The organism is Paraburkholderia sp. GAS33, assembly GCF_050436645.1.
GTDB classification, from domain to species: Bacteria; Pseudomonadota; Gammaproteobacteria; order Burkholderiales; family Burkholderiaceae; genus Paraburkholderia; species Paraburkholderia phenazinium_B.
In genome coordinates, this window is sequence record NZ_JBNDMP010000016.1 from 24,553 (window position 1) to 43,348 (window position 18,796).

The following is an 18,796-nucleotide window of genomic DNA, read 5'->3' on the forward strand; positions in this document are numbered from 1 at the left end:
CGCTTACAACTGGGCTTCCACCCAGCCCTTCACGCCGGCCAACGCTGCCGGCAGATTAGCCGGCTCGGTACCGCCCGCCTGCGCCATATCGGGACGGCCACCGCCTTTACCGCCCACCTGCTGCGCCACGAAGTTGACGAGTTCGCCGGCCTTCACCTTCTTGCTCGCGTCCGCCGTCACGCCAGCGATCAGGCTGACCTTGCCGCCTTCCACCGAAGCCAGCACGATAGCCGCGCTCTTCAGCTTGTCCTTCAGCTTGTCGACCGTTTCGCGCAGCGTCTTGACGTCCGCACCGTCGAGGGTCGCGGCCAGCACGTGCACACCCGCGACTTCAATTGCCTGGCTAACCAGTTCGTCGCCCTGGCTCGAAGCCATCTTCGACTTGAGCGCGCCGAGTTCCTTCTCCAGCGCCTTCACCTGGTCCTGCACCTGAACGATCCGTTGCGTGAGCTCCGCAGGCTGCGCCTTCAGCGCAGCTGCGGCCGAATTGATGCGAGCGTCGAGTTCCTGCACGTAGCGCACCGCGTTGTCGCCGGTGATCGCTTCCACGCGGCGGATACCAGCCGCAACGCCACCTTCCATCACGATCTTGAAGAAGCCGATATCTCCAGTGCGTTGCACGTGCGTCCCGCCGCACAACTCGCGCGAAAAGCCAAGGTCGAGCACACGCACTTCGTCGCCGTACTTCTCGCCGAACAGCGCCATGGCGCCGCCCTTGACGGCTTCGTCGAACGGCATCACGCGCACGATGCCCGGCGCATTCGCCAGCACTTCGGCATTGACGATGGCTTCGACCTGACGGATCTGTTCGTCCGTCATCGGCGCGTTGTGCGCGAAGTCGAAGCGGGTCTTGTCGGCGTCGACGAGTGAACCCTTCTGTTGCACATGCGTACCCAGTACTTCGCGCAGCGCCTTGTGCATCAGGTGGGTAGCCGAGTGGTTGCGCTCGGTGCGTGCGCGCCGCACGGCGTCGATTTCCGCTTTCACAACGTCGCCAACCTTCAGCGTGCCCTGCTCGAGCGTGCCGTGATGGCCGACCACATCGGCTTGCACCTTCAGCGTGTCCACCACCGCGAATCGCACGCTCGCGTTGGCCAGCACGCCTGCGTCGCCGACCTGGCCGCCCGATTCCGCGTAGAACGGCGTGTGGTCCAGCACGACCACCGCCTGCTGGCCCTGAGTCGCTTCCTTGACCGATGCGCCATCCACGTAAAGCGCGATCACCTTCGCGTCGTCGAAGATGACTTCTTCGTAGCCGTGAAACGTGGTTTTTGCGCCCGAATACTCGAGGCCCTGGGCCATCTTGAACTTGCCGGCCGCGCGAGCCTGGTCACGCTGGCGAGCCATGGCTTCGTCGAACGCGGCTTCGTCTACCGTCACCTCGCGTTCGCGGCACACGTCTGCCGTCAGGTCGAGCGGGAAGCCGTAGGTGTCGTGCAGCTTGAATGCGAGTTCGCCGTCGAGTGTCTTGCCACCCTTTGCGTCCAGATCGGCCAGTGCGCTTTCGAGGATCGACATGCCGTGCTCGATGGTCTCGAAGAAGCGCTCTTCCTCCTGACGCAGCACGTCGGTCACGCGTTGTTCTGCGTCCTTCAGTTCCGGGTAAGCCTCGCCCATCTGTGCGACCAGATCCGGCACCAGACGATTGAAGAACGAACCCTTCTTGCCCAGCTTGTAGCCATGACGGATCGCGCGGCGCACGATACGGCGCAGCACGTAGCCGCGGCCTTCGTTGCCCGGAATCACGCCGTCGACGATCAGGAACGAACACGCGCGGATGTGATCGGCGATCACCTTCAGCGAGTTGTTCGTGAGATCGGCCACGCCGGTTTCGCGGCCCGCTGCCTTGATGAGCGCCTGGAACAGGTCGATCTCGTAGTTGCTGTGCACGTGCTGCAGGACGGCTGCGATCCGCTCGAGACCCATGCCGGTGTCGACGCACTGCTTGGGCAGCGGCGTCAGCGTGCCTTGCGCGTCACGGCTGAACTGCATGAACACGAGATTCCAGATCTCGATGTAGCGGTCGCCGTCTTCCTCGGGTGATCCCGGCGGGCCGCCCCACACTTCCGGGCCGTGGTCATAGAAGATTTCCGAGCACGGGCCGCAGGGACCAACATCGGCCATCTGCCAGAAATTGTCCGACGCGTAGCGCGCGCCCTTGTTGTCGCCAATGCGGATGATCCGCTCGGTCGGCACGCACACTTCCTTCGCCCAGATGTCGTACGCCTCGTCGTCTTCCTGATAGACGGTGACCCAGAGCTTGTCTTTGGGCAGCTGGTACACGCCTGTCAGCAGTTCCCACGCGTAATGGATTGCGTCGCGCTTGAAGTAGTCGCCAAACGAGAAGTTGCCGAGCATCTCGAAGAACGTGTGGTGGCGGGCCGTGTAGCCGACGTTTTCGAGGTCGTTGTGCTTGCCGCCCGCGCGCACGCTGCGCTGCGCCGTCGTAGCGCGCGAGTACGGACGCGATTCCGCGCCGAGGAACACGTCTTTGAACTGCACCATCCCCGAATTGGTGAAGAGCAGCGTGGGGTCGTTGCCGGGCACAAGGCTCGACGAGCGAACGATCGTATGGCCCTTCGATTCGAAGAACTTGAGGAATTTCTCGCGGATTTCGGCGGCTTTCATAGCGTACTGGGGACGGTCCTGACTGGATCTGGCGACATCCGGGACAGACACCTGGAATGCGCCAACCGATTGTTGCTTAAACGACTGATTATACGGGATCGGCGCCCTTGCGAGGCGGCGCAGCGCCGCCAGAGCGCAGGATTAGCCGTTCGGCCAGGTTTTTGCAGCGGGCGCCATGTTTCGGCGCGTGTCGTTCGACCTATGCCATTCGGCCGAATGGGCCTGAGCGCGGGAATCGCTTAAGATTCCGGACATCGACGCTGCAATGCCATTGCATCGACACCAAGGCGCGCCACTGCGGGCGCATCGGCCTCGCAGTCTGGCCAACCGCAACAATTTTGCATGGGACCGGAGCAAGCGCTGAAGCGCCAACCCCGGCCGACACTGGAGACATCGACACAATATGGGCGCTCTCAGTCATATCCGCGTGCTGGACCTCACTCGCGTGCTCGCCGGCCCGTGGTGCGCGCAAACGCTCGCCGACTTCGGCGCGGACGTCATCAAGATCGAACGCCCGGAGGTCGGCGACGACACCCGCCACTGGGGGCCCCCATACCTCAAAACGCCGGACGGCGCGGATACTCACGAGGCCGCCTACTACCTCGCGGCGAATCGCAACAAGCGCTCGGTGACCGTGGATATCGCCACCCCCGAAGGGCAGCGCATCATTCGCGAACTGGCCGCGCAGAGCGACGTGGTGATGGAAAACTACAAGGTCGGCCAGTTGCAGAAATACGGGCTCGACTACGCGTCGCTGAAGGAAATCAAGCCGGACCTTATCTACTGCTCCGTGACCGGCTTCGGTCAAACCGGTCCGTACGCGCAACGGGCGGGCTATGACTTCATCGTGCAGGGTATCGGCGGTTTCATGAGCATCACCGGCGAGCGCGACGGCTTGCCGGGCGGCGGTCCGCAAAAGGCCGGCGTGGCGATCGCCGATCTGATGACCGGCATGTATTCGACGGTTGCCGTGCTGACCGCACTCACGCATCGCGACCGCACGGGCGAAGGCCAGTACATCGACATGGCGCTGCTCGACGTACAGGTTGCGATGCTGGCGAACATGAACTCGAATTTCCTCGCGAGCGGTCAGCCGCCGGCACGCTGGGGCAACGCGCATCCGAACATCGTGCCCTACCAGACCTTCCAGACGAGCGACGGCTGGATCATCGTCGCGGTCGGCAACGACGGGCAGTTTCGCAAATTCGTCGAAGCCGGTGGCCGCGCAGAGTTGGCCGACGACGAGCGCTTCGCCACCAACCCTGCGCGCGTGCGCAATCGCGATACGCTGGTGCCGATCCTCGCGGAGATGGTCCGCACACTCGGCAAGCAGCAATGGATTGCGGCGCTCGAGGCGGCCGGCGTTCCATGCGGTCCGATCAACGATCTGGCCGAGGTGTTCGAGAACGAGCAGGTGGTGGCGCGCGGCATGCGGGTCGATCTGCCGCATCCGTCCGGCGGCAACGTGAAGCTGGTGCGCAATCCGATCAACATGAGCGGCACGCCACCGCAGGCGCTGACACACCCGCCCACGCTCGGCGAGCATACCGAGACCGTCCTGCGCGACGTGCTGGGCTATGACGAGGACCGGATTGCAGCGTTGCGCGCGCAAGCGGTGATCTGAGAGCCGGGCGGCGCATGGGGCGCACGGCCCAGCCCCAGCCGCGAGCCCTACTGGAATACCCCGCCTACGCCTGCACCGCGCGGGTCGGCCGCCGGTTGTGGGGTGGTGCCTTCGACGCGAATCAACTGCACATCGCCGTTGAACGACTGCCCGCTGAGCGTATAGCCCTTGGCCTTTAGCTGGTCAGCCAGTTCGCCAGTAATGGGATGATACGGCTCCCAGTAGATGGTCTTTTGCGGCAGCAATTGATGATGGAAGCGCATCGCGGCCTGCGCGTCGGCCGGCGACATGCCGAAGTCGTAAATATCCGTCATCACCTGGAAAATCGTCGTGAAGATCCGCGAGCCGCCCGGTGTGCCGATCACGAGCGCCACCTTGCCATCCTTCAAAAGGATGGTGGGCGTCATCGACGACAGGGGCCGACGGCCGGCCGCGATCGTGTTCGGACCGTCGGCAACCGTAGCAGGCCGCTCCGTGACCGCCGTCTCGGTCCCGCTTCCGGCCGTCGGATCGCTAGCGGATGCCGGTATGCTCGCGCTCGCCGCCGACGGAGCACTAGCGGTAACTGGCGACGCGGCGCTCGCCGACACGCCAGCGGGCCTGGTGATGAAGTCGTCCATCTGATCGTTGAGCAGGAAACCGCCGCCATCCACCACCACGCCGGAACCGAACGAGCCGTTCAGCGTATAGGTGTTCGAGACCGCGTTGCCCCATTTGTCCACCACCGAGAAGTGCGTCGTCTGCGGCTTTTCTAACGTCCCGCCAGCAAGACCCGGTTTCACGGGCGCCGCGCCCGGCACCTCATCGGCGCTCACTTCGCCAGCACGGTGCGCAAGATAAGCATCGTCAAGCAGCTTGTCGACCGGTACTGGCGTCGCATCGGGATCGTCCATGTATTGCTCGCGGTCGGCAAACACCCGGTCCTCAATCTGTGCGATCAGGTGGATATACGGCGCCGAATTCAGCGCAAGGCCGTCGAAGTTCTGCTTCAGATCGGCCTTCATCTTGAGCATCTGGATCAGCCCGACACCGCCCGAGCTGGGCGGCGGCGCGGTGACAATCTGATACCCGTTCCAGTCGGCACGGAGCGGTTCGCGCCAGACCGCCTTGTACTGCTGCAGATCCTGTTTGCCGAGGAGGCCATGGCCAAGCATCTGCTTCACCACCAGATCGGCCGTCTGCCCTTCATAGAATTCGCGCCCGCCGTCACTGGCAATCCGCGAAAGCGTCTGGGCCAGTTCGGGCTGCTGAAAATTGACGCCCGCCTTCAGGTTGGCGAAATAGGCGTCGAAATCGGTCTTGCCGGCAAACGCCGGCGCGGCGTCGGCGCGACTCTTCGCGAGCCGTGAGTCGACCTTGAAGCCGTCCGTTGCATAGCGGATCGCCGGTGCCAGCACCTGTTTCCACTTCAGCTTGCCGAAGCGCCGCTGGGCCTCCCACAAGCCATCAACCGTGCCCGGCACGGCCACCGCGCGAAAGCCCACCGTGCTCATGCCTGCAACCGGCTGGCCCTTGTCGTCGAGGTACATATCGCGCGTCGCCCGCTGCGGCGCCCGTTCAAGATAATCGAGGAAATACGGTTTGCCGCCGACGTACAGCGTCATGAATCCACCGCCGCCAAGACCGCCGGCGTCGGGATCGGTCACGGCCAAAGTGAACGCAATCGCAACCGCAGCGTCTACGGCATTTCCACCCTGCGCAAAAATCTGCTGCGCAGTGCTGGCGCTGTACTGATCGGGAACCGCTGCAGCCGAGCCGTCCAGAACCGGCTTCGGTTCCGCACTTTTCGCCAGCGCCGGCGTGGCCGTCACCAGTGCCGCCACGCAGCCTGCGCCCAGCACTGCTGCGCCCGCGAGCCGTTTCAGCCCGACGTAAAAGGCGTTGTTCATCATGAATTCCTTTCAGACAAGTTTCATATCCTGCAAGGCGGCCAGTCCGGCGCCGCGACGGTCGCATCCTAAGGTCGCCGTTCACGCGGAAACAAAGCGATTTACCTCCTGTTACACCGTGCAACCGCGCGCAAAAAGCCCTGAAACGTTGGCTGGAAGCCGCACTCAGCCGCATGCGGTCTGTCGGAAGGGAAGCTGTCAGGTAGAATTGACAGATAAGTGAGCGCATTGCGCGCCCTCGACCGACTTTCTCCTCTTCGCATGAATACTGAACGCAACGACGCGCCGGCGGCATCCAATTTCATTCGCAACACCATTGACGAAGACAACCGCTCCGGCAAGTGGGGCCAGCGCGTGGAAACGCGTTTCCCGCCGGAACCGAATGGCTATCTGCACATCGGCCACGCTAAAAGCATCTGCCTGAACTTCGGCGTAGCGCGCAGCTACGGCGGCATTTGCCATCTGCGTTTTGACGACACCAATCCGGAAAAGGAAAGTGTCGAGTACGTCGAATCGATCATCGACGCCGTGAAATGGCTCGGTTTCGATTGGAAGAAGGACGGCAACGAACACCTCTACTACGCCAGCGACTATTACGACAAACTCTACGAGTTTGCCGAACTGCTGATCCAGCGCGGCAAGGCCTATGTGGATAGTCAGTCGGCCGAAGAAATGCGCCTGAGCCGCGGCTCGGCCACCGAAGTGGGCACGCCCTCGCCGTTCCGCGAACGTTCGGTGGAGGAGAACCTCGATCTGTTCCGCCGCATGAAGGCCGGCGAGTTCAAGGAAGGCGAACACGTGCTGCGCGCGAAGATCGACATGGCGTCGCCGAACTTCAACATGCGCGACCCGGTCATCTACCGGATCCGCTTTGCCCATCACTACCGCACCGGCGACAAGTGGTGCGTGTATCCGATGTACGACTACACGCATTGCATCTCTGACGCGCTGGAAAACATCACGCATTCGTTGTGCACGCTGGAGTTCGAAGACCACCGGCCGCTGTACGACTGGATTCTGAACGAGCTCGCCGAAGCCGGTATCTTCAGCCGCCCGCTGCCGCAACAGATCGAATTCTCGCGCCTGAACCTGACGTATGCGATCACCAGCAAGCGCAAGCTGCTGCAACTCGTCACCGAAGGTCACGTGGACGGCTGGGACGATCCGCGCATGCCCACCATCGTCGGCGTACGCCGCCGCGGCTTCACGCCGGAGGCGATCCAGTTGTTCTGCGAACGCATCGGCGTGACGAAGGTCGATTCGTGGATCGACATGAGCGTGTTCGAAGGCGCACTACGCGACGACCTCGACGACAAGGCACCGCGCACGGCCGCCGTGCTCGACCCGGTCAAGCTGATCATCGACAACTACCCCGAAGATCTCACCGAAGAGTGCAATGCGCCGGTGCACCCGCATCATCCGGAACACGGCACGCGCGTGTTCCCGATCTCGCGCGAACTGTGGATCGAGCGTGACGACTACAACGAAACGCCGCCCAAGGGTTACTTCCGTCTGTTCCCCGGTAACAAGGTGCGTCTGCGTTACGGCTATGTGATCGAATGCACGGGCGCGGACAAGGATGAGAACGGCAACGTGACCGCGGTCCACTGCAACTACTTCCCCGACAGCAAGTCCGGCACTGAAGGCGCGAACACCTACAAGGTCAAAGGCAACATTCACTGGGTCAGCGCCGTGGGCGCCTGCCCGGCCGAAGTGCGCATCTACGATCGTCTGTTCAAGGAACCGCAGCCGGACGCAGGCGGCCGCGATTACCTCGAAGCGCTTAATCCGGATTCGAAGCGGGTGGTCAACGCCTACCTGGAGCCGGGTGCGCGTGACGCGCTGCCCGAACAGCGGTATCAGTTCGAACGGCATGGCTACTTCGTCGCCGACCGCCTCGATTCGAAACCGGGCAAGCCAGTATTCAATCGCATCGTGAGTCTGCGAGACAGTTGGGGCAAGCCAGCGTAAGCTAGACCAATTGAGCCGGGTCAACTGGGGTGACGGTGCCCACACCGCTCCGGGAGGAACGATGATGTTTGCAGCCTGCCATCCGTCCCACATGCGCGCCGCGCTGGTCGCGCTTGCTACGGCATGGCTCGCGTGCTCCGCGCAGGCGCAGGAACTCACCGGTACGCTCAGGAAAGTTCACGACGACGGGGTCGTCCTGCTCGGCGTGCGCGAAGCCTCGATCCCCTTCTCCTATTTCGACGGCCAGACCACGGTGGGCTACTCGCAGAGCATCGCGATGGCGATCGTCGAGCAGATCAAGAAAACACTCGGCCTGCCCGATCTCAAGATACGCGAAGTTGCGGTGACCTCGTCGAATCGCATCCCGATGCTGCAAAACAGCCAGATCGACCTCGAATGCGGTTCGACCACGCACACGCATGAACGCGAGAGCGAAGCGGCCTTCTCCGACAGTTTTTTCCAGTACGCGGTGCGCATGCTCGTGAAGCGCAGCAGCGGCATCACCGATTTCCCCGATCTGGCCGGCAAACCGGTGGTAACGACCGCGGGGACGTCCGACGAACGGCTCGTGCGCGAGTTGAACGTCGAGAAGCATCTCAACATGCGCATCACCAGCGCGCGAGACCATTCGGACGCGTTTGTCGCGCTCAAACAGGATCGGGCCGTGGCCTTTGTGATGGACGAACCGATTGTGTACGGCTTCAAGGCGACTGACGCGCATCCTGACGACTTCCTGGTGACAGGTACGCCGCTCGGCTATGAGGTCTACGCGTGCATGTTCCGCAAAGGCGATGCGCCGATGCGGGAACTGGTCAACGGTGTGGTCGAACGGATGCAGACATCGGGCGAGGCGGAGCATCTCTACAACGTGTGGTTCACGCAGCCGATTCCGCCTCACGGGATCAATCTCAATTTTCCGATGTCGGCGGCGATGCGTGCCTTGTTCGCGCATCCGAACGATCGCGCGCTCGACTGAGCGCTCCTCGCATCACAGCGTGTGATGCAGTTCGGCCAGCGAAAGCGTGGTCTGAAACAGCCGCGTCAGACTGCGGCTCGCATACCGTTCCACTTCGTCCGGCGCGGCCCAGCGGTATGCATCCATTTCGGGAATCAGTTTGCCGTCCGAGCGGCGCGGAAACATCGACGTGCAAACGCAGCGCGTGAGGTCAAGCTCATCGTCATGAGCGCGCGCGGCGAACAGATGCAGATCCTTGTCACGCCGGTAGACGAAGAGGCCGAGATCCTTCAAGCGCCCCGCGTCGATCACAAGGGCGGTCTCCTCGACCATCTCGCGCAGCGCCGTGACGTGCGGCGCCTCGCCCTCCTCGCCATGCCCTTTCGGGATATCCCAATGGGATGTTTCGGTGGCGTGTGCGAGCAGCACACGTCCATGCGGATCGAGCAGCACGATGCCGCACGAAACAATGCGCGCACTCATCCTGTGACGCCGCGGCGCAGTTGCGGCGCTCCGCCAACATCGAGCGGCAACGCCGTCATGGCCGCGCTCCAGCCGTCACGCATCAAGGCTTCTTCTGGAGTTGCCATGCGCCGCTGCCGGCGCGGCAGAATTGCGGGCGTAGCGTCATCGACTGCCCTTTCGCGTTCAGCACGACGGCTACGTCGCGGCAGGTGCGGTCGCCGTCCTTGGCGGTGCTCTGCGGCGTGATGGTCGCGTCGATGTGTACGGAGTTGCCCGTGCCATCGTTGACCCAGGTGGCGGCTTCGCCATCCTGCTTGCCATCGAGCGCGCTAAACACGGCCGCTTTCACCGAGTCGATGTCGCGCTGCTTCATGTAGCTGATCGGCGTATTGCCAAGGAAGCCGAGATTCGCTGCGTATGCGCCGACGGATGCCGCCAGCAGCAATCCGCCCAACGTGACGTGAAACAGGGCACGGGTTCGCATCGACATTGAGTGTTCTCCTCGAAAGATCCTTCTGGCGGTCACGAAGCGGTTCGTGATCTGGACCTGAAAAGGATAGCATGACGCTCATGTCCGAGTGGGGTCAGCGCGTGTTTTCAGACTCGTCCCATGGTTGCGTTCACGGCGAATTCCTAAGATTCAAGGCTTAGCGCAAATCTTTGCGCGCATCCTACTCTGCCGCTCCCATGGAACTCTCGTTCGCTCTCAAAGCTTTCTCCGTGATCCTCGTGCTCTTCTGCATCGCACTTATGCCGTTCTTCGTTCGGCGTGACCCCGCGCCGGTGCATAGCGTTGTCAGCGCCGAGGCACTGCCCCGGGCGCAATGGCCGGGCGTCATCACTCGCATGGGTGCGGTCACCTTGTTGGCGTCGTTTGTGTTGCTGATCGGCGGCTGTTATCTGCTGCTCAACGGTTGATCAACGATTGATCAACCGTTGATCCTCCGCCCTCTCTTCAGCTTCACGGCGCCCCAGATGTGCCGCCTGCATCCTCCCAAACTGTATCTGTCCTCTCCCACTCCGCTCCCCTAGAATGTCGCAGCCCGCCACCATCTGGAGTGCGCATGCTGCAAATACTCGGGAAAGTCACGTCGATCAACGTCCGCAAGGTGCTTTGGACCTGTGCGGAGTTGCAATTGCCTTTTGAACAGGAAGACTGGGGAGCCGGCTTCAGGTCCACCGAAACGGCCGAGTTTCAGGCGCTCAACCCCAATTCAATGGTGCCGGTCATCAAGGACGACGGCTTTGTGCTGTGGGAATCGAATACGGTCATTCGCTACCTGGCCTCGCGCTATGGCGGCGCGCAACTCTATCCCGCTGAACCACAAGCGCGGGCGCGCGTCGACCAATGGATCGACTGGCAAAGTGCCGAGCTAAACCGGGCATGGAGTTATGCCTTCCTGGCACTGGTCAGAAAGTCGCCCGCGCATCAGGACGCAGAAGCGATCGAAGCGTCGTCGCAGAATTGGACGAGACATATCGGCATCGTGAGCCGGCAGTTGGAAGCGACGGGAGCGTTCATCGCCGGACGCGATTTTTCGCTGGCGGATATCCCGATTGGTCTCTCACTAAACCGCTGGTTCAGCACCCCGCTCGATCATCCGGATTTTCCTGCCGTGACCGACTATTTCGAGCGGCTGAGCGAGCGACCCGGTTTCCTGACCTACTGCAAAAACGGTACGCCGTAGGCTCGGCGAGCGAATTAATCCAATCCATCGATCAGTCCACCGACAACTCCAGCACCTGCTCCGTCGCAGCTTCGTGCGGCGCAGTTTCCTGCGCACTCACAAGCCACCAGCACAACACCGCTGCGCCCAGCGCAACGAGACTGGCAGCCAGCAGCACGCCTTCGTAGCCGAAGCCCAAACTATGCTGTGCAACGGATGCCGCCCCGCCCTGCGCATGAATGAGCGCCGTGGCCGACGCGAGATTGCCGTCTGCGATCGCATGCGTGATCGCGAGCCGGTCGGATGCAGCGACGTCAGGCAACGCTTCGCCGACGCTTGCGCCGATCCGCGCGAACAGAATGGCGCCCAGCGCCGCGAAGCCAACCACGATGCCGCTAAAGCGCATCGTCCCGGAGACGCCTGAGGCCATCCCCGCGCGCTCAACAGGAATGACGGTCATGCCCACTTTGGCGATCTGTCCGTTCAGAATACCCGCCCCCATTGACGCGATCAGCATGCTTTCGAAGATCGCCGGATAATGAAAGAGCGTGATTCTGAGCGCCGTGAGCAGGAGACCAACACCCACACAAGCGAGGCCGATCACGAGCAGCGTACGTCCGGACAGGCGATGGTCCAGATACAGCGCAACCAGGCGCGGGACGACAAACAACGGCACAGCAAGCGGCAGCATCAATAGCCCGGCGATCAGCGGCGCGTAGCCGAGCGCGCTCTGAAAGAAAAACGGCAGATACGTGAGCATCGTCAGAAAAGCGACGGCATAGGAGACGCCCGCAATGTTCGCTCCAAGATACGTGCGGCGCGAGAGATACTTCAGATCGACCATGGGCCTGGTTTGCACCGACTCCACCACCAGAAAGGCAATCAGCATCGCGACGGCAACACCCAGTTCGACGAGGACCGGCCTGCTTAGCCATCCTGCACGATTACCCGAGATCAGCGCCAGCGTAAGCAGCCCCAGAAATCCGCTAAACGTCAGGACACCAGCCATGTCGACGCGCATGGCATGCGGGTCTTTCGACTCCGTCACCGCATACAGCGTCAACGCGATCATCGCGATGCCAACCGGCAGGTTCACGTAGAAGGCCCACTGCCAGCCAAAGTATTGCGTGATCAGGCCGCCCGCCACCGGGCCGAGCATGATGGCCACGCCAATCACCGAACCCCAGAATGCAAACGCGCTGGCGCGCTCCTTGCCCTGAAAACTATGCGACAGGATCGCCAGTGCGGCGCTCAACTGGAGCGCCGCGCCAACACCCTGCAAGGCGCGGGCGTAGTTGAGCAGCGTCGTCGAATTCGCGGCGCCGCAAATGCCCGAAGCAACCGTAAAGACGGTAAGCCCGATCACCAGCATCCGCTTACGACCGAAGCGATCGGCGAGCGCCCCAGCCGGCATGACCAGCGTGGCAAAAGCAAGGGTGTAGGCGCTGATCACCCACTCGATAGCCGTGAAATCCGCATGCAATGACCGTGCTATCGAAGACAGCGAGACCGCAACGATGTTGGAGTCCAGGTTGATCATGAACGACGGCACAGACACGCACAGCAAGACCAGCAACCTGTTTTGCATTTCGACCACCTGTGGGATGCATCGCGGTTTCTGCGGCTCGCCGTCTGAAGTTCAGCATCGGCGCAAAGCGCGCAACTGTTTACGAAATTGAATGGAACACGGTCGTCATGCGCTCCGAAAAATCCGGCGACGCGATCAGATCGAGGGTTGACCGCAGTTGCGCTGCACCGTCCTTGCCGAAGGCATCGTCGAAGCTGAGCTGAACTTTCTTCCAGATTGCCCGCGCCTCTTCCAGTTTGATGCGGCCGTCTTTCGTCAGATGCACGCGGCGGCTGCGGCGGTCTCGTTCGTCTACCACCAGTTCCACCAGACCATCCCGGATCAACGGCTTCAGCGTATGGCCAAGCGCCGACAGGTCCATCACGAGATGCTCGGCCAGCACACGCATGGTGGGCGTGCCGACGCGATCGATCTGCACCAGCAGCGAGTACTGCGTTGCGCGAAGGCCGCATGCCTCGAAGGCATCGTCGTAGATTTGCCCCATGCGCCGCGCCGCCCGGCGGATCGCCGCGTTGATGCAGACGCTCGGGCTCTTATGACGCTGTTCAGACGTATGCGGATGAGGTTTCATGGCACGCTCAAATTACAGGTATATGCCACTATTGTAACGCAAAAACCCGAACTGACCACCTCAAAGCACACTTGACGCGACAACGCACAAGGTGGCCCCATCACCTGAAGCTGCCCCTCGGGCGTGTGGATTGCTATGCTCCGCAGTTGTATCCTCAAATCCCTGAGGAAGCCGTTACGCTTCCCGCCAACCCGAATGTCGCCAAAATGAAGATTTCGTTGCCGCCCCCCGGACGGCCAAACCGCGTGTACCCGCCGGGCTCGCCCAGCCTGCACGGCCTCGCCTCGGTGATTACCGGTGTTGTGGTGGTATGCGGGCTGTATTTCGGCCGTGCAGTCCTGATTCCGATCACGCTCTCAGTGCTGCTCAGCTTTCTGCTGGCCCCGTTGGTGGCGTCGCTGCGGCGTCTGCACATGGGTCAGTTGCCGTCGATCTTCATCGCGGTGTTCTTCGCGCTGGCCATCGTGCTCGGTGCGGGTGCACTGATCACATCGCAGATCGTCCAGTTGGCGGCCGATCTGCCGCAGTATCAGGTGGCCATCGAGCAAAAGATCGAGACGGTGCAGGAGAAGACCGTCGGCCGCGCCGATGTCCTGCTCGGCCGGGCTGCGCTGACGCTGCAACGGGTCGCGCCGTCGCGTCCCGCGGCGCCGCGTGGTTATGGCAAAGCCAGCCGCAACGCGCCTCAGGCACCCATGCCCGTCGAGGTGCACGAGCCCGCGCTCACGCCGATGCAACTGGCCCAACGGGCGTTTTCGCCAGCTATCGCGCCACTCGAGACCACCTTCATCGTGCTGGTGGTCACCATCTTTATCCTGCTGCAGCGCGAGGATCTGCGGGACCGTCTGATCAGCCTGTTCGGCTCGCGCGACCTGCACCGCACCACCACCGCGATCAACGACGCGGCGAGCCGCCTGAGCCGCTATTTCGTTGCGCAACTGGGCCTGAATCTCAGCGTGGGGGGCGTGCTCGCCGTCGGTCTCGCGGGCATCGGTGTGCCGGGTGCGCTGCTGTTCGGAGTCGTCGCCGCGCTGCTGCGCTTCGTGCCGTATATCGGCATCTGGATTGCCGCGTTGCTCGCGGTGTGTCTGGCTGCAGCCATTCAGCCGCAATGGACCATGGCCGTGTGGACCCTGGTGCTGTTCGTGGTGGTCGATCTGGTGGCCGGTCAGGTGGCGGAACCGTATCTGTATGGACGACGCTCCGGCCTCTCGCCGCTCGCGGTCGTGGTGGCCGCGATCTTCTGGAGCTGGCTGTGGGGGCCCGTGGGTCTCGTGCTATCGACGCCGCTCACCTTGTGCCTCGTCACGCTGGGGCGCTATGCGGACCGGCTCAACTTCCTGACGATCCTGCTCGGCGACCAGCCGGCCCTGACTCCGGCGCAGACTTTCTATCAACGGCTGCTGGCGGACGATCCGCACGAGGCCATTGTGCAGGCAGACCGGTTGCTCGGTGAGATGTCGGTAGTCGATTACTACGATCAGGTCGCGCTCGAAGGGCTGAGACTTGCACGCAACGATGCGCTACGCGGCGTGCTGACGGCGGAGCAACTGGTGCGCTTTAACGAAGCGGTGGTCGACATCATCGAGAACCTCGAAACGGTCGAAGGTCTGCCAGACGGGATCCCGGCGCCTGACGTCGCCGATGACGCCGCGCATGCTCACGGCCGCACCGAACCGCACTATGGCGGCGGCGGTCCGGAAGGCGCGGACGCGATGGGTACTGTGGACGGCGCCGTGGTGCTGTGTATCTCGGGACGCGGCGCGTTCGACGAAGTGGCCGCGGCAATTGCCGTGCAACTGCTGGGACGGCAAAACATCACCACGATCGCCACGACCTATGAGCAATTCCGCGGGGCGCGCGGCGAAGTGCGAAGCCCGCAGGAAGGTGACGCTGCGACCATCATCTGCATCGTTTCGCTCGACGCGGCCGAGTCGCCGCCGTATTTGCGCAACCTGCTGCGCCGTATACGCAATCAACCCGTGCCGGCTACGGTGATTGTCGGTCTCGGCGGGTTATCGGAGAACGATCCGGATACCACTGCAGCCCCCAACGCGCGCAATGCGAACACGTTCCGCGATCTGATCGAGGAATGCCGGGCGGGGGCGCTGGCGACGGATCGTCAGGAACACGCTCAGGGGGCCGCCTGAGGTGTGTGCTTGCGGCCAGGAACATGAACGACGACCGGCTGGCGGAAACGGTGGCCAAACCGCGCTCGAGCGGGCCATCGGTACAATACGGCCCATGCCCCCATCCGACCTGCTCGCCTCGTCATGCAGCATCTGAAATACCTGAGCGCCTACCCGGCCGCACTGCAGGACAAGGTTCGCCGGTTGATCGCGGAAGAGAAACTGGCCGCCTATCTCGCCGACAAATATCCACGCAGGCATCCGGTGCAAACCGACCGCGCGCTCTACGAGTACGTCGCGGAACTCAAGCGTGAATTCGTGCGCAACGGGCCGCCCATCGACAAGGTCCTCTACGACAGCAAGCTCGATGTTCTGCGACACGCTTTGGGACTGCACACGACCATCTCACGGGTTCAAGGCGGCAAGCTCAAAGCAAAGAAAGAGATCCGCATTGCGTCGCTCTTCAAGGATAGTGCGCCCGAGTTCCTGCAGATGATCGTCGTGCACGAACTTGCGCATCTGAAGGAAAGCGACCACAACAAGGCGTTTTACCGGCTTTGCGAGTTCATGCAGCCGGGCTATCACCAGACCGAGTTTGACCTGCGCCTTTATCTGACGCATCGCGATATCGTCCGCGAGCGATCCACCTGAGCTTCGTTCTACGAACCTTTTCGCGCAACCACGCCCGGTTCCAATGAGTCCTCGTCGACCGTGCCTTTCAGTACGCTGACGCGTGGCCAACCAGTTGAGCGTGCGACTGCTCGGTCGCCTCATCGGCGGGAAACATGCTTTCGATACGCAACTCCTGCATGGCGACGCTCTGCGGCGTCCCAACCGTGGTGATCATCGAGAAGTAATTGAGCGGCTTACCGTCCTTCAGAAAACTGAGCGGTATCACCGGCATCGCAGGATTGACGGGAACCGCGCTGAGCGCCACAGGCGATTTCCAGTCGGACTTCGTCCCTGGATAGGCCATTAGCGTAGCGAGAAGCGCCTGGGTTTGTTCATCGATCACGCGTCCTACGGACTCACGGTAAACGCGCTGGATCAGACTCTTTGCCACGTCCTCCCATTTGTCGATAAACGGCCGCATGCCGTCCGGATCGAACATCAGGTGCAGAAGGTTGCGCGGCTCTTTGCGTGCGGACATATCGATGAAGCTGTTGAAAAAGCGCGGCGCGGAATCATTGGTCATCACGACATTCCAGTAGCGGTCCATCACGACCGCCGGATACGGTTCGTGCTGGCGCAACATGCGTTGAATCGCATTCTTCACGCTCTGCGTTTCGAGTGCGTTCAGCGGATCGTCCGGATATACCGGCGCGTAGCCTGCGGCCAGCAGCAACGTGTTGCGCTCGCGCAGCGGAACGTCCAGCGCCTGTGCGATATTCATCAGCATCTGCCGGCTGGGGACGCTGCGCCCGACTTCGATGAAGCTGATGTGACGTTGCGACACGCCGGAGTCGAGCGACAGATCCAGTTGGCTTTTGTCGCGCACGGCGCGCCATCGGCGCAAGAGCGCACCCAGTTCGGTTCCGGGCGGTCCTGAATGGACGTCTGTGGAGTTCATGTGGCACACCGTCGCGTAGATGTCGAACGGTCTACTATGACAGCCGGCATCGCCAACAACAAGGCGTCGAGCGTCACGACTCCGTACGCAGTGGCAACGTCAAAGCCCTTCTCTGTGCCGTCCGTCCACGCGTTGCGCCAGCGGGTGAAATGACCCCGCCGGCGCACGCCTCGCAAACCAACTAATGCAGGTTGCAGAATGCGCCGGTCTGGACGTCGATCCATAGCATCTGTCCGTCCGTCTTGTGGCTGTACACCAATGCGCGAGATTCGCGCTGGCTGCGCAAAAACCCCAGCACCGCATGAAGCGTGTGCTTGCCGCGGTAACGCAAAGAGCGCGTGGTGTCCCCGCTGCCGATGACAATCACGATCGGGTTGATACGCACCTTTTGTGCGATCAGATCAGGCGTTGCTGCAGACATATGAGCCTCCGTGTGTGGGGTGACACACGGGATAACGTCGACAGCGCTGCGAGCTTGAGCCTGGGGAAGGGGCGGTAAGGAAAAGGGCTTTGAGAGGCGTGTGAAGCGCGTCGCTTTGGCGACGCTTGCTGCCTGGGTGGCCCCCCCACGAGGAATCGAACCTCGATTTCAGGTTTAGAAGACCCGTGTTCTATCCGTTGAACTATGGGGAGGCGAAACTGGAATTTTAACCGCGCGGCAAGCACCACCGGCACGCAGGGGGCGGATTATAACCGATGCTACCGCGCAGCCCACCGCAGCTGCTGCGGCAAGCATCTGTTCAGTCCCAGCATAGCCGTCAGATCGACTGCGCGCTCAAACCGGCTGCGTATGCAGCATGAACCAGCCCAGACAGACGATGCCCGCAATCACGCAGTACACGCCGAAGCTCGCCAAACGACCGCGTCCTTCGAAATAACGCATCAGGAAGCGCACGCTCAGATACGCGGCAATCGCCGTCAGCACGCCACCGAGCAGCGCATCGCCAAGCTGGCCTGGCGCACGAAACAGCTTCGGCAGTTCGAGCACGCCGGCGGCAAAAATAATCGGCGTGCCAAGCAGGAACGAAAATTCCGCCGCCTTCTCCGCCGTCAGACCGGCGGCGTTGCCGGCAATCATCGTCAGACCGCTGCGCGAAAAACCCGGGATCAGCGCGCCGATCTGCGCCAGCCCAACAAAGAACGCCTGGCGGAATGTCAGCTTCTCCGGCGCCTGATGCGCGCGAGCACGTTGCAGACGGTCGCCGAACCACAACAGCACGCCGTTGACGATCAGCGCGATCGCCACGATGCGCAAGTCGTGGAACAGCAGCTCGAGGCGCTTTTCCAGCACCAGCCCGACGATGCCCGCCGGAATCGTGCCGATGATCAGCGCCCACATCATGTGGCCGTCATCATTGCGGCGGCCGCCGAGCGACGCAAAAAAACCGCTGACCAGCGCGACCCAGCGCTTGCGGAAGTACCACAGCAACGCGAGCGCAGTGCCAAGGTGCAGCGCAACGAGGAACGGCAGCAACTGCGGCGCATGCTCGTCAATATGCATGCCGAACAGCGCGGGCACGAGCAGGGTGTGACCGAGGCTGCTGACGGGGAAGAGTTCCGTGACGCCCTGCAGCACGCTCAGAAAAATCAGAAACGACAAGCTCACGCGGCGGTCCTTTTAGTGAGTGAAGAATCAAGGAGCAGCACGCCGGCCTGGTGGAACCGACGCCTGGAAGCGCACCGATTATGCCTGGCCGCTATGTCAGCGCCAAGCGTTTGAGCGACGTTAGGGGAAATTT

General features: G+C 62.3%; 16 protein-coding genes and 1 tRNA gene. 7 read left to right on the plus strand and 10 right to left on the minus strand.

Going from position 1 to position 18,796, the window contains the following annotated elements; all coding sequences use genetic code 11:
- Positions 1-3: 3 nt before the first annotated feature.
- Positions 4-2,628: an alanine--tRNA ligase gene (alaS, locus tag P3T24_RS33615; RefSeq protein WP_429441079.1), complete on the minus strand. Its 2,625-nt coding sequence runs from the start codon at positions 2,626-2,628 to the stop codon at positions 4-6.
- Positions 2,629-3,031: 403 nt separating this feature from the next.
- On the opposite strand from alaS, the gene P3T24_RS33620 reads away from it, so the two are divergent.
- Complete coding sequence (locus tag P3T24_RS33620) at positions 3,032-4,252, plus strand: CaiB/BaiF CoA transferase family protein (protein WP_074263918.1); 1,221 nt, start codon at positions 3,032-3,034, stop codon at positions 4,250-4,252.
- 47 nt (positions 4,253-4,299) lie between these two features.
- Here P3T24_RS33620 and ggt read toward each other — a convergent pair whose 3' ends face one another.
- Positions 4,300-6,144, minus strand: coding sequence for a gamma-glutamyltransferase (gene ggt / locus P3T24_RS33625; RefSeq protein WP_429441081.1), 1,845 nt, complete (start codon positions 6,142-6,144; stop codon positions 4,300-4,302).
- A gap of 258 nt (positions 6,145-6,402) precedes the next feature.
- Between ggt and P3T24_RS33630 the strand changes: the two genes are divergently transcribed.
- Together P3T24_RS33630 and P3T24_RS33635 are read left to right on the plus strand one after the other, a co-directional pair.
- Entirely contained in the window at positions 6,403-8,112 is a 1,710-nt protein-coding gene (locus P3T24_RS33630) for a glutamine--tRNA ligase/YqeY domain fusion protein (protein ID WP_429441083.1), read from the plus strand.
- Positions 8,113-8,203: 91 nt separating this feature from the next.
- Positions 8,204-9,088 (plus strand): transporter substrate-binding domain-containing protein, encoded by an 885-nt coding sequence (locus P3T24_RS33635; protein ID WP_074265977.1) that lies wholly within the window; start codon positions 8,204-8,206, stop codon positions 9,086-9,088.
- A 12-nt stretch (positions 9,089-9,100) separates the two neighbouring features.
- Here the strand turns inward: P3T24_RS33635 and P3T24_RS33640 are convergent, their stop codons facing one another.
- Together P3T24_RS33640 and P3T24_RS33645 are read right to left on the minus strand one after the other, a co-directional pair.
- Positions 9,101-9,550, minus strand: a complete 450-nt coding sequence (locus P3T24_RS33640) for an NUDIX hydrolase (protein WP_429288226.1) — start codon at positions 9,548-9,550, stop codon at positions 9,101-9,103.
- An 82-nt stretch (positions 9,551-9,632) separates the two neighbouring features.
- Positions 9,633-10,022, minus strand: a complete 390-nt coding sequence (locus P3T24_RS33645; RefSeq protein ID WP_074263915.1) for an RT0821/Lpp0805 family surface protein — start codon at positions 10,020-10,022, stop codon at positions 9,633-9,635.
- Between the two features lie 197 nt (positions 10,023-10,219).
- Here P3T24_RS33645 and P3T24_RS33650 point away from each other — a divergent pair, with 197 nt between their 5' ends.
- Complete coding sequence (locus tag P3T24_RS33650; RefSeq protein WP_074263914.1) at positions 10,220-10,450, plus strand: hypothetical protein; 231 nt, start codon at positions 10,220-10,222, stop codon at positions 10,448-10,450.
- A 146-nt stretch (positions 10,451-10,596) separates the two neighbouring features.
- Positions 10,597-11,220 (plus strand): glutathione S-transferase family protein, encoded by a 624-nt coding sequence (locus P3T24_RS33655; RefSeq protein ID WP_429441213.1) that lies wholly within the window; start codon positions 10,597-10,599, stop codon positions 11,218-11,220.
- 31 nt (positions 11,221-11,251) lie between these two features.
- Here the strand turns inward: P3T24_RS33655 and P3T24_RS33660 are convergent, their stop codons facing one another.
- Together P3T24_RS33660 and P3T24_RS33665 are read right to left on the minus strand one after the other, a co-directional pair.
- Positions 11,252-12,787 (minus strand): MFS transporter, encoded by a 1,536-nt coding sequence (locus P3T24_RS33660; protein WP_429441086.1) that lies wholly within the window; start codon positions 12,785-12,787, stop codon positions 11,252-11,254.
- Positions 12,788-12,866: 79 nt separating this feature from the next.
- Positions 12,867-13,358, minus strand: a complete 492-nt coding sequence (locus P3T24_RS33665; RefSeq protein WP_429441089.1) for a MarR family winged helix-turn-helix transcriptional regulator — start codon at positions 13,356-13,358, stop codon at positions 12,867-12,869.
- A gap of 206 nt (positions 13,359-13,564) precedes the next feature.
- On the opposite strand from P3T24_RS33665, the gene P3T24_RS33670 reads away from it, so the two are divergent.
- Complete coding sequence (locus P3T24_RS33670; RefSeq protein WP_429441091.1) at positions 13,565-15,508, plus strand: AI-2E family transporter; 1,944 nt, start codon at positions 13,565-13,567, stop codon at positions 15,506-15,508.
- A 123-nt stretch (positions 15,509-15,631) separates the two neighbouring features.
- Positions 15,632-16,138 (plus strand): YgjP-like metallopeptidase domain-containing protein, encoded by a 507-nt coding sequence (locus tag P3T24_RS33675; RefSeq protein WP_429441094.1) that lies wholly within the window; start codon positions 15,632-15,634, stop codon positions 16,136-16,138.
- Between the two features lie 67 nt (positions 16,139-16,205).
- Here the strand turns inward: P3T24_RS33675 and P3T24_RS33680 are convergent, their stop codons facing one another.
- From P3T24_RS33680 to P3T24_RS33695, 4 genes are all read right to left on the minus strand, one after another.
- The gene (locus tag P3T24_RS33680) at positions 16,206-17,057 is read right to left on the minus strand and encodes a helix-turn-helix domain-containing protein (RefSeq protein ID WP_429441097.1); all 852 of its coding nucleotides are present in this window, start codon (positions 17,055-17,057) and stop codon (positions 16,206-16,208) included.
- 181 nt (positions 17,058-17,238) lie between these two features.
- The gene (locus P3T24_RS33685) at positions 17,239-17,478 is read right to left on the minus strand and encodes a hypothetical protein (RefSeq protein WP_074263909.1); all 240 of its coding nucleotides are present in this window, start codon (positions 17,476-17,478) and stop codon (positions 17,239-17,241) included.
- Between the two features lie 137 nt (positions 17,479-17,615).
- Positions 17,616-17,690: transfer RNA gene (locus tag P3T24_RS33690), tRNA-Arg, on the minus strand.
- Between the two features lie 142 nt (positions 17,691-17,832).
- Positions 17,833-18,663 carry an undecaprenyl-diphosphate phosphatase gene (locus P3T24_RS33695; RefSeq protein WP_429404098.1) on the minus strand — a complete coding sequence of 277 codons (831 nt, stop codon included), beginning with the start codon at positions 18,661-18,663 and terminating at the stop codon, positions 17,833-17,835.
- Between the last annotated feature and the right edge of the window lie 133 nt (positions 18,664-18,796).

Coding starts and splice junctions, on each gene's coding strand:
- alaS (WP_429441079.1), bottom strand. CDS start 2,628: ATGAAAGCCGCCGAAATCCGCGAGAAATTCCTCAAGTTCTTCGAATCG.
- P3T24_RS33620 (WP_074263918.1), top strand. CDS start 3,032: ATGGGCGCTCTCAGTCATATCCGCGTGCTGGACCTCACTCGCGTGCTC.
- ggt (WP_429441081.1), bottom strand. CDS start 6,144: ATGATGAACAACGCCTTTTACGTCGGGCTGAAACGGCTCGCGGGCGCA.
- P3T24_RS33630 (WP_429441083.1), top strand. CDS start 6,403: ATGAATACTGAACGCAACGACGCGCCGGCGGCATCCAATTTCATTCGC.
- P3T24_RS33635 (WP_074265977.1), top strand. CDS start 8,204: ATGCGCGCCGCGCTGGTCGCGCTTGCTACGGCATGGCTCGCGTGCTCC.
- P3T24_RS33640 (WP_429288226.1), bottom strand. CDS start 9,550: ATGAGTGCGCGCATTGTTTCGTGCGGCATCGTGCTGCTCGATCCGCAT.
- P3T24_RS33645 (WP_074263915.1), bottom strand. CDS start 10,022: ATGTCGATGCGAACCCGTGCCCTGTTTCACGTCACGTTGGGCGGATTG.
- P3T24_RS33650 (WP_074263914.1), top strand. CDS start 10,220: ATGGAACTCTCGTTCGCTCTCAAAGCTTTCTCCGTGATCCTCGTGCTC.
- P3T24_RS33655 (WP_429441213.1), top strand. CDS start 10,597: ATGCTGCAAATACTCGGGAAAGTCACGTCGATCAACGTCCGCAAGGTG.
- P3T24_RS33660 (WP_429441086.1), bottom strand. CDS start 12,787: ATGCAAAACAGGTTGCTGGTCTTGCTGTGCGTGTCTGTGCCGTCGTTC.
- P3T24_RS33665 (WP_429441089.1), bottom strand. CDS start 13,358: ATGAAACCTCATCCGCATACGTCTGAACAGCGTCATAAGAGCCCGAGC.
- P3T24_RS33670 (WP_429441091.1), top strand. CDS start 13,565: ATGAAGATTTCGTTGCCGCCCCCCGGACGGCCAAACCGCGTGTACCCG.
- P3T24_RS33675 (WP_429441094.1), top strand. CDS start 15,632: ATGCAGCATCTGAAATACCTGAGCGCCTACCCGGCCGCACTGCAGGAC.
- P3T24_RS33680 (WP_429441097.1), bottom strand. CDS start 17,057: ATGAACTCCACAGACGTCCATTCAGGACCGCCCGGAACCGAACTGGGT.
- P3T24_RS33685 (WP_074263909.1), bottom strand. CDS start 17,478: ATGTCTGCAGCAACGCCTGATCTGATCGCACAAAAGGTGCGTATCAAC.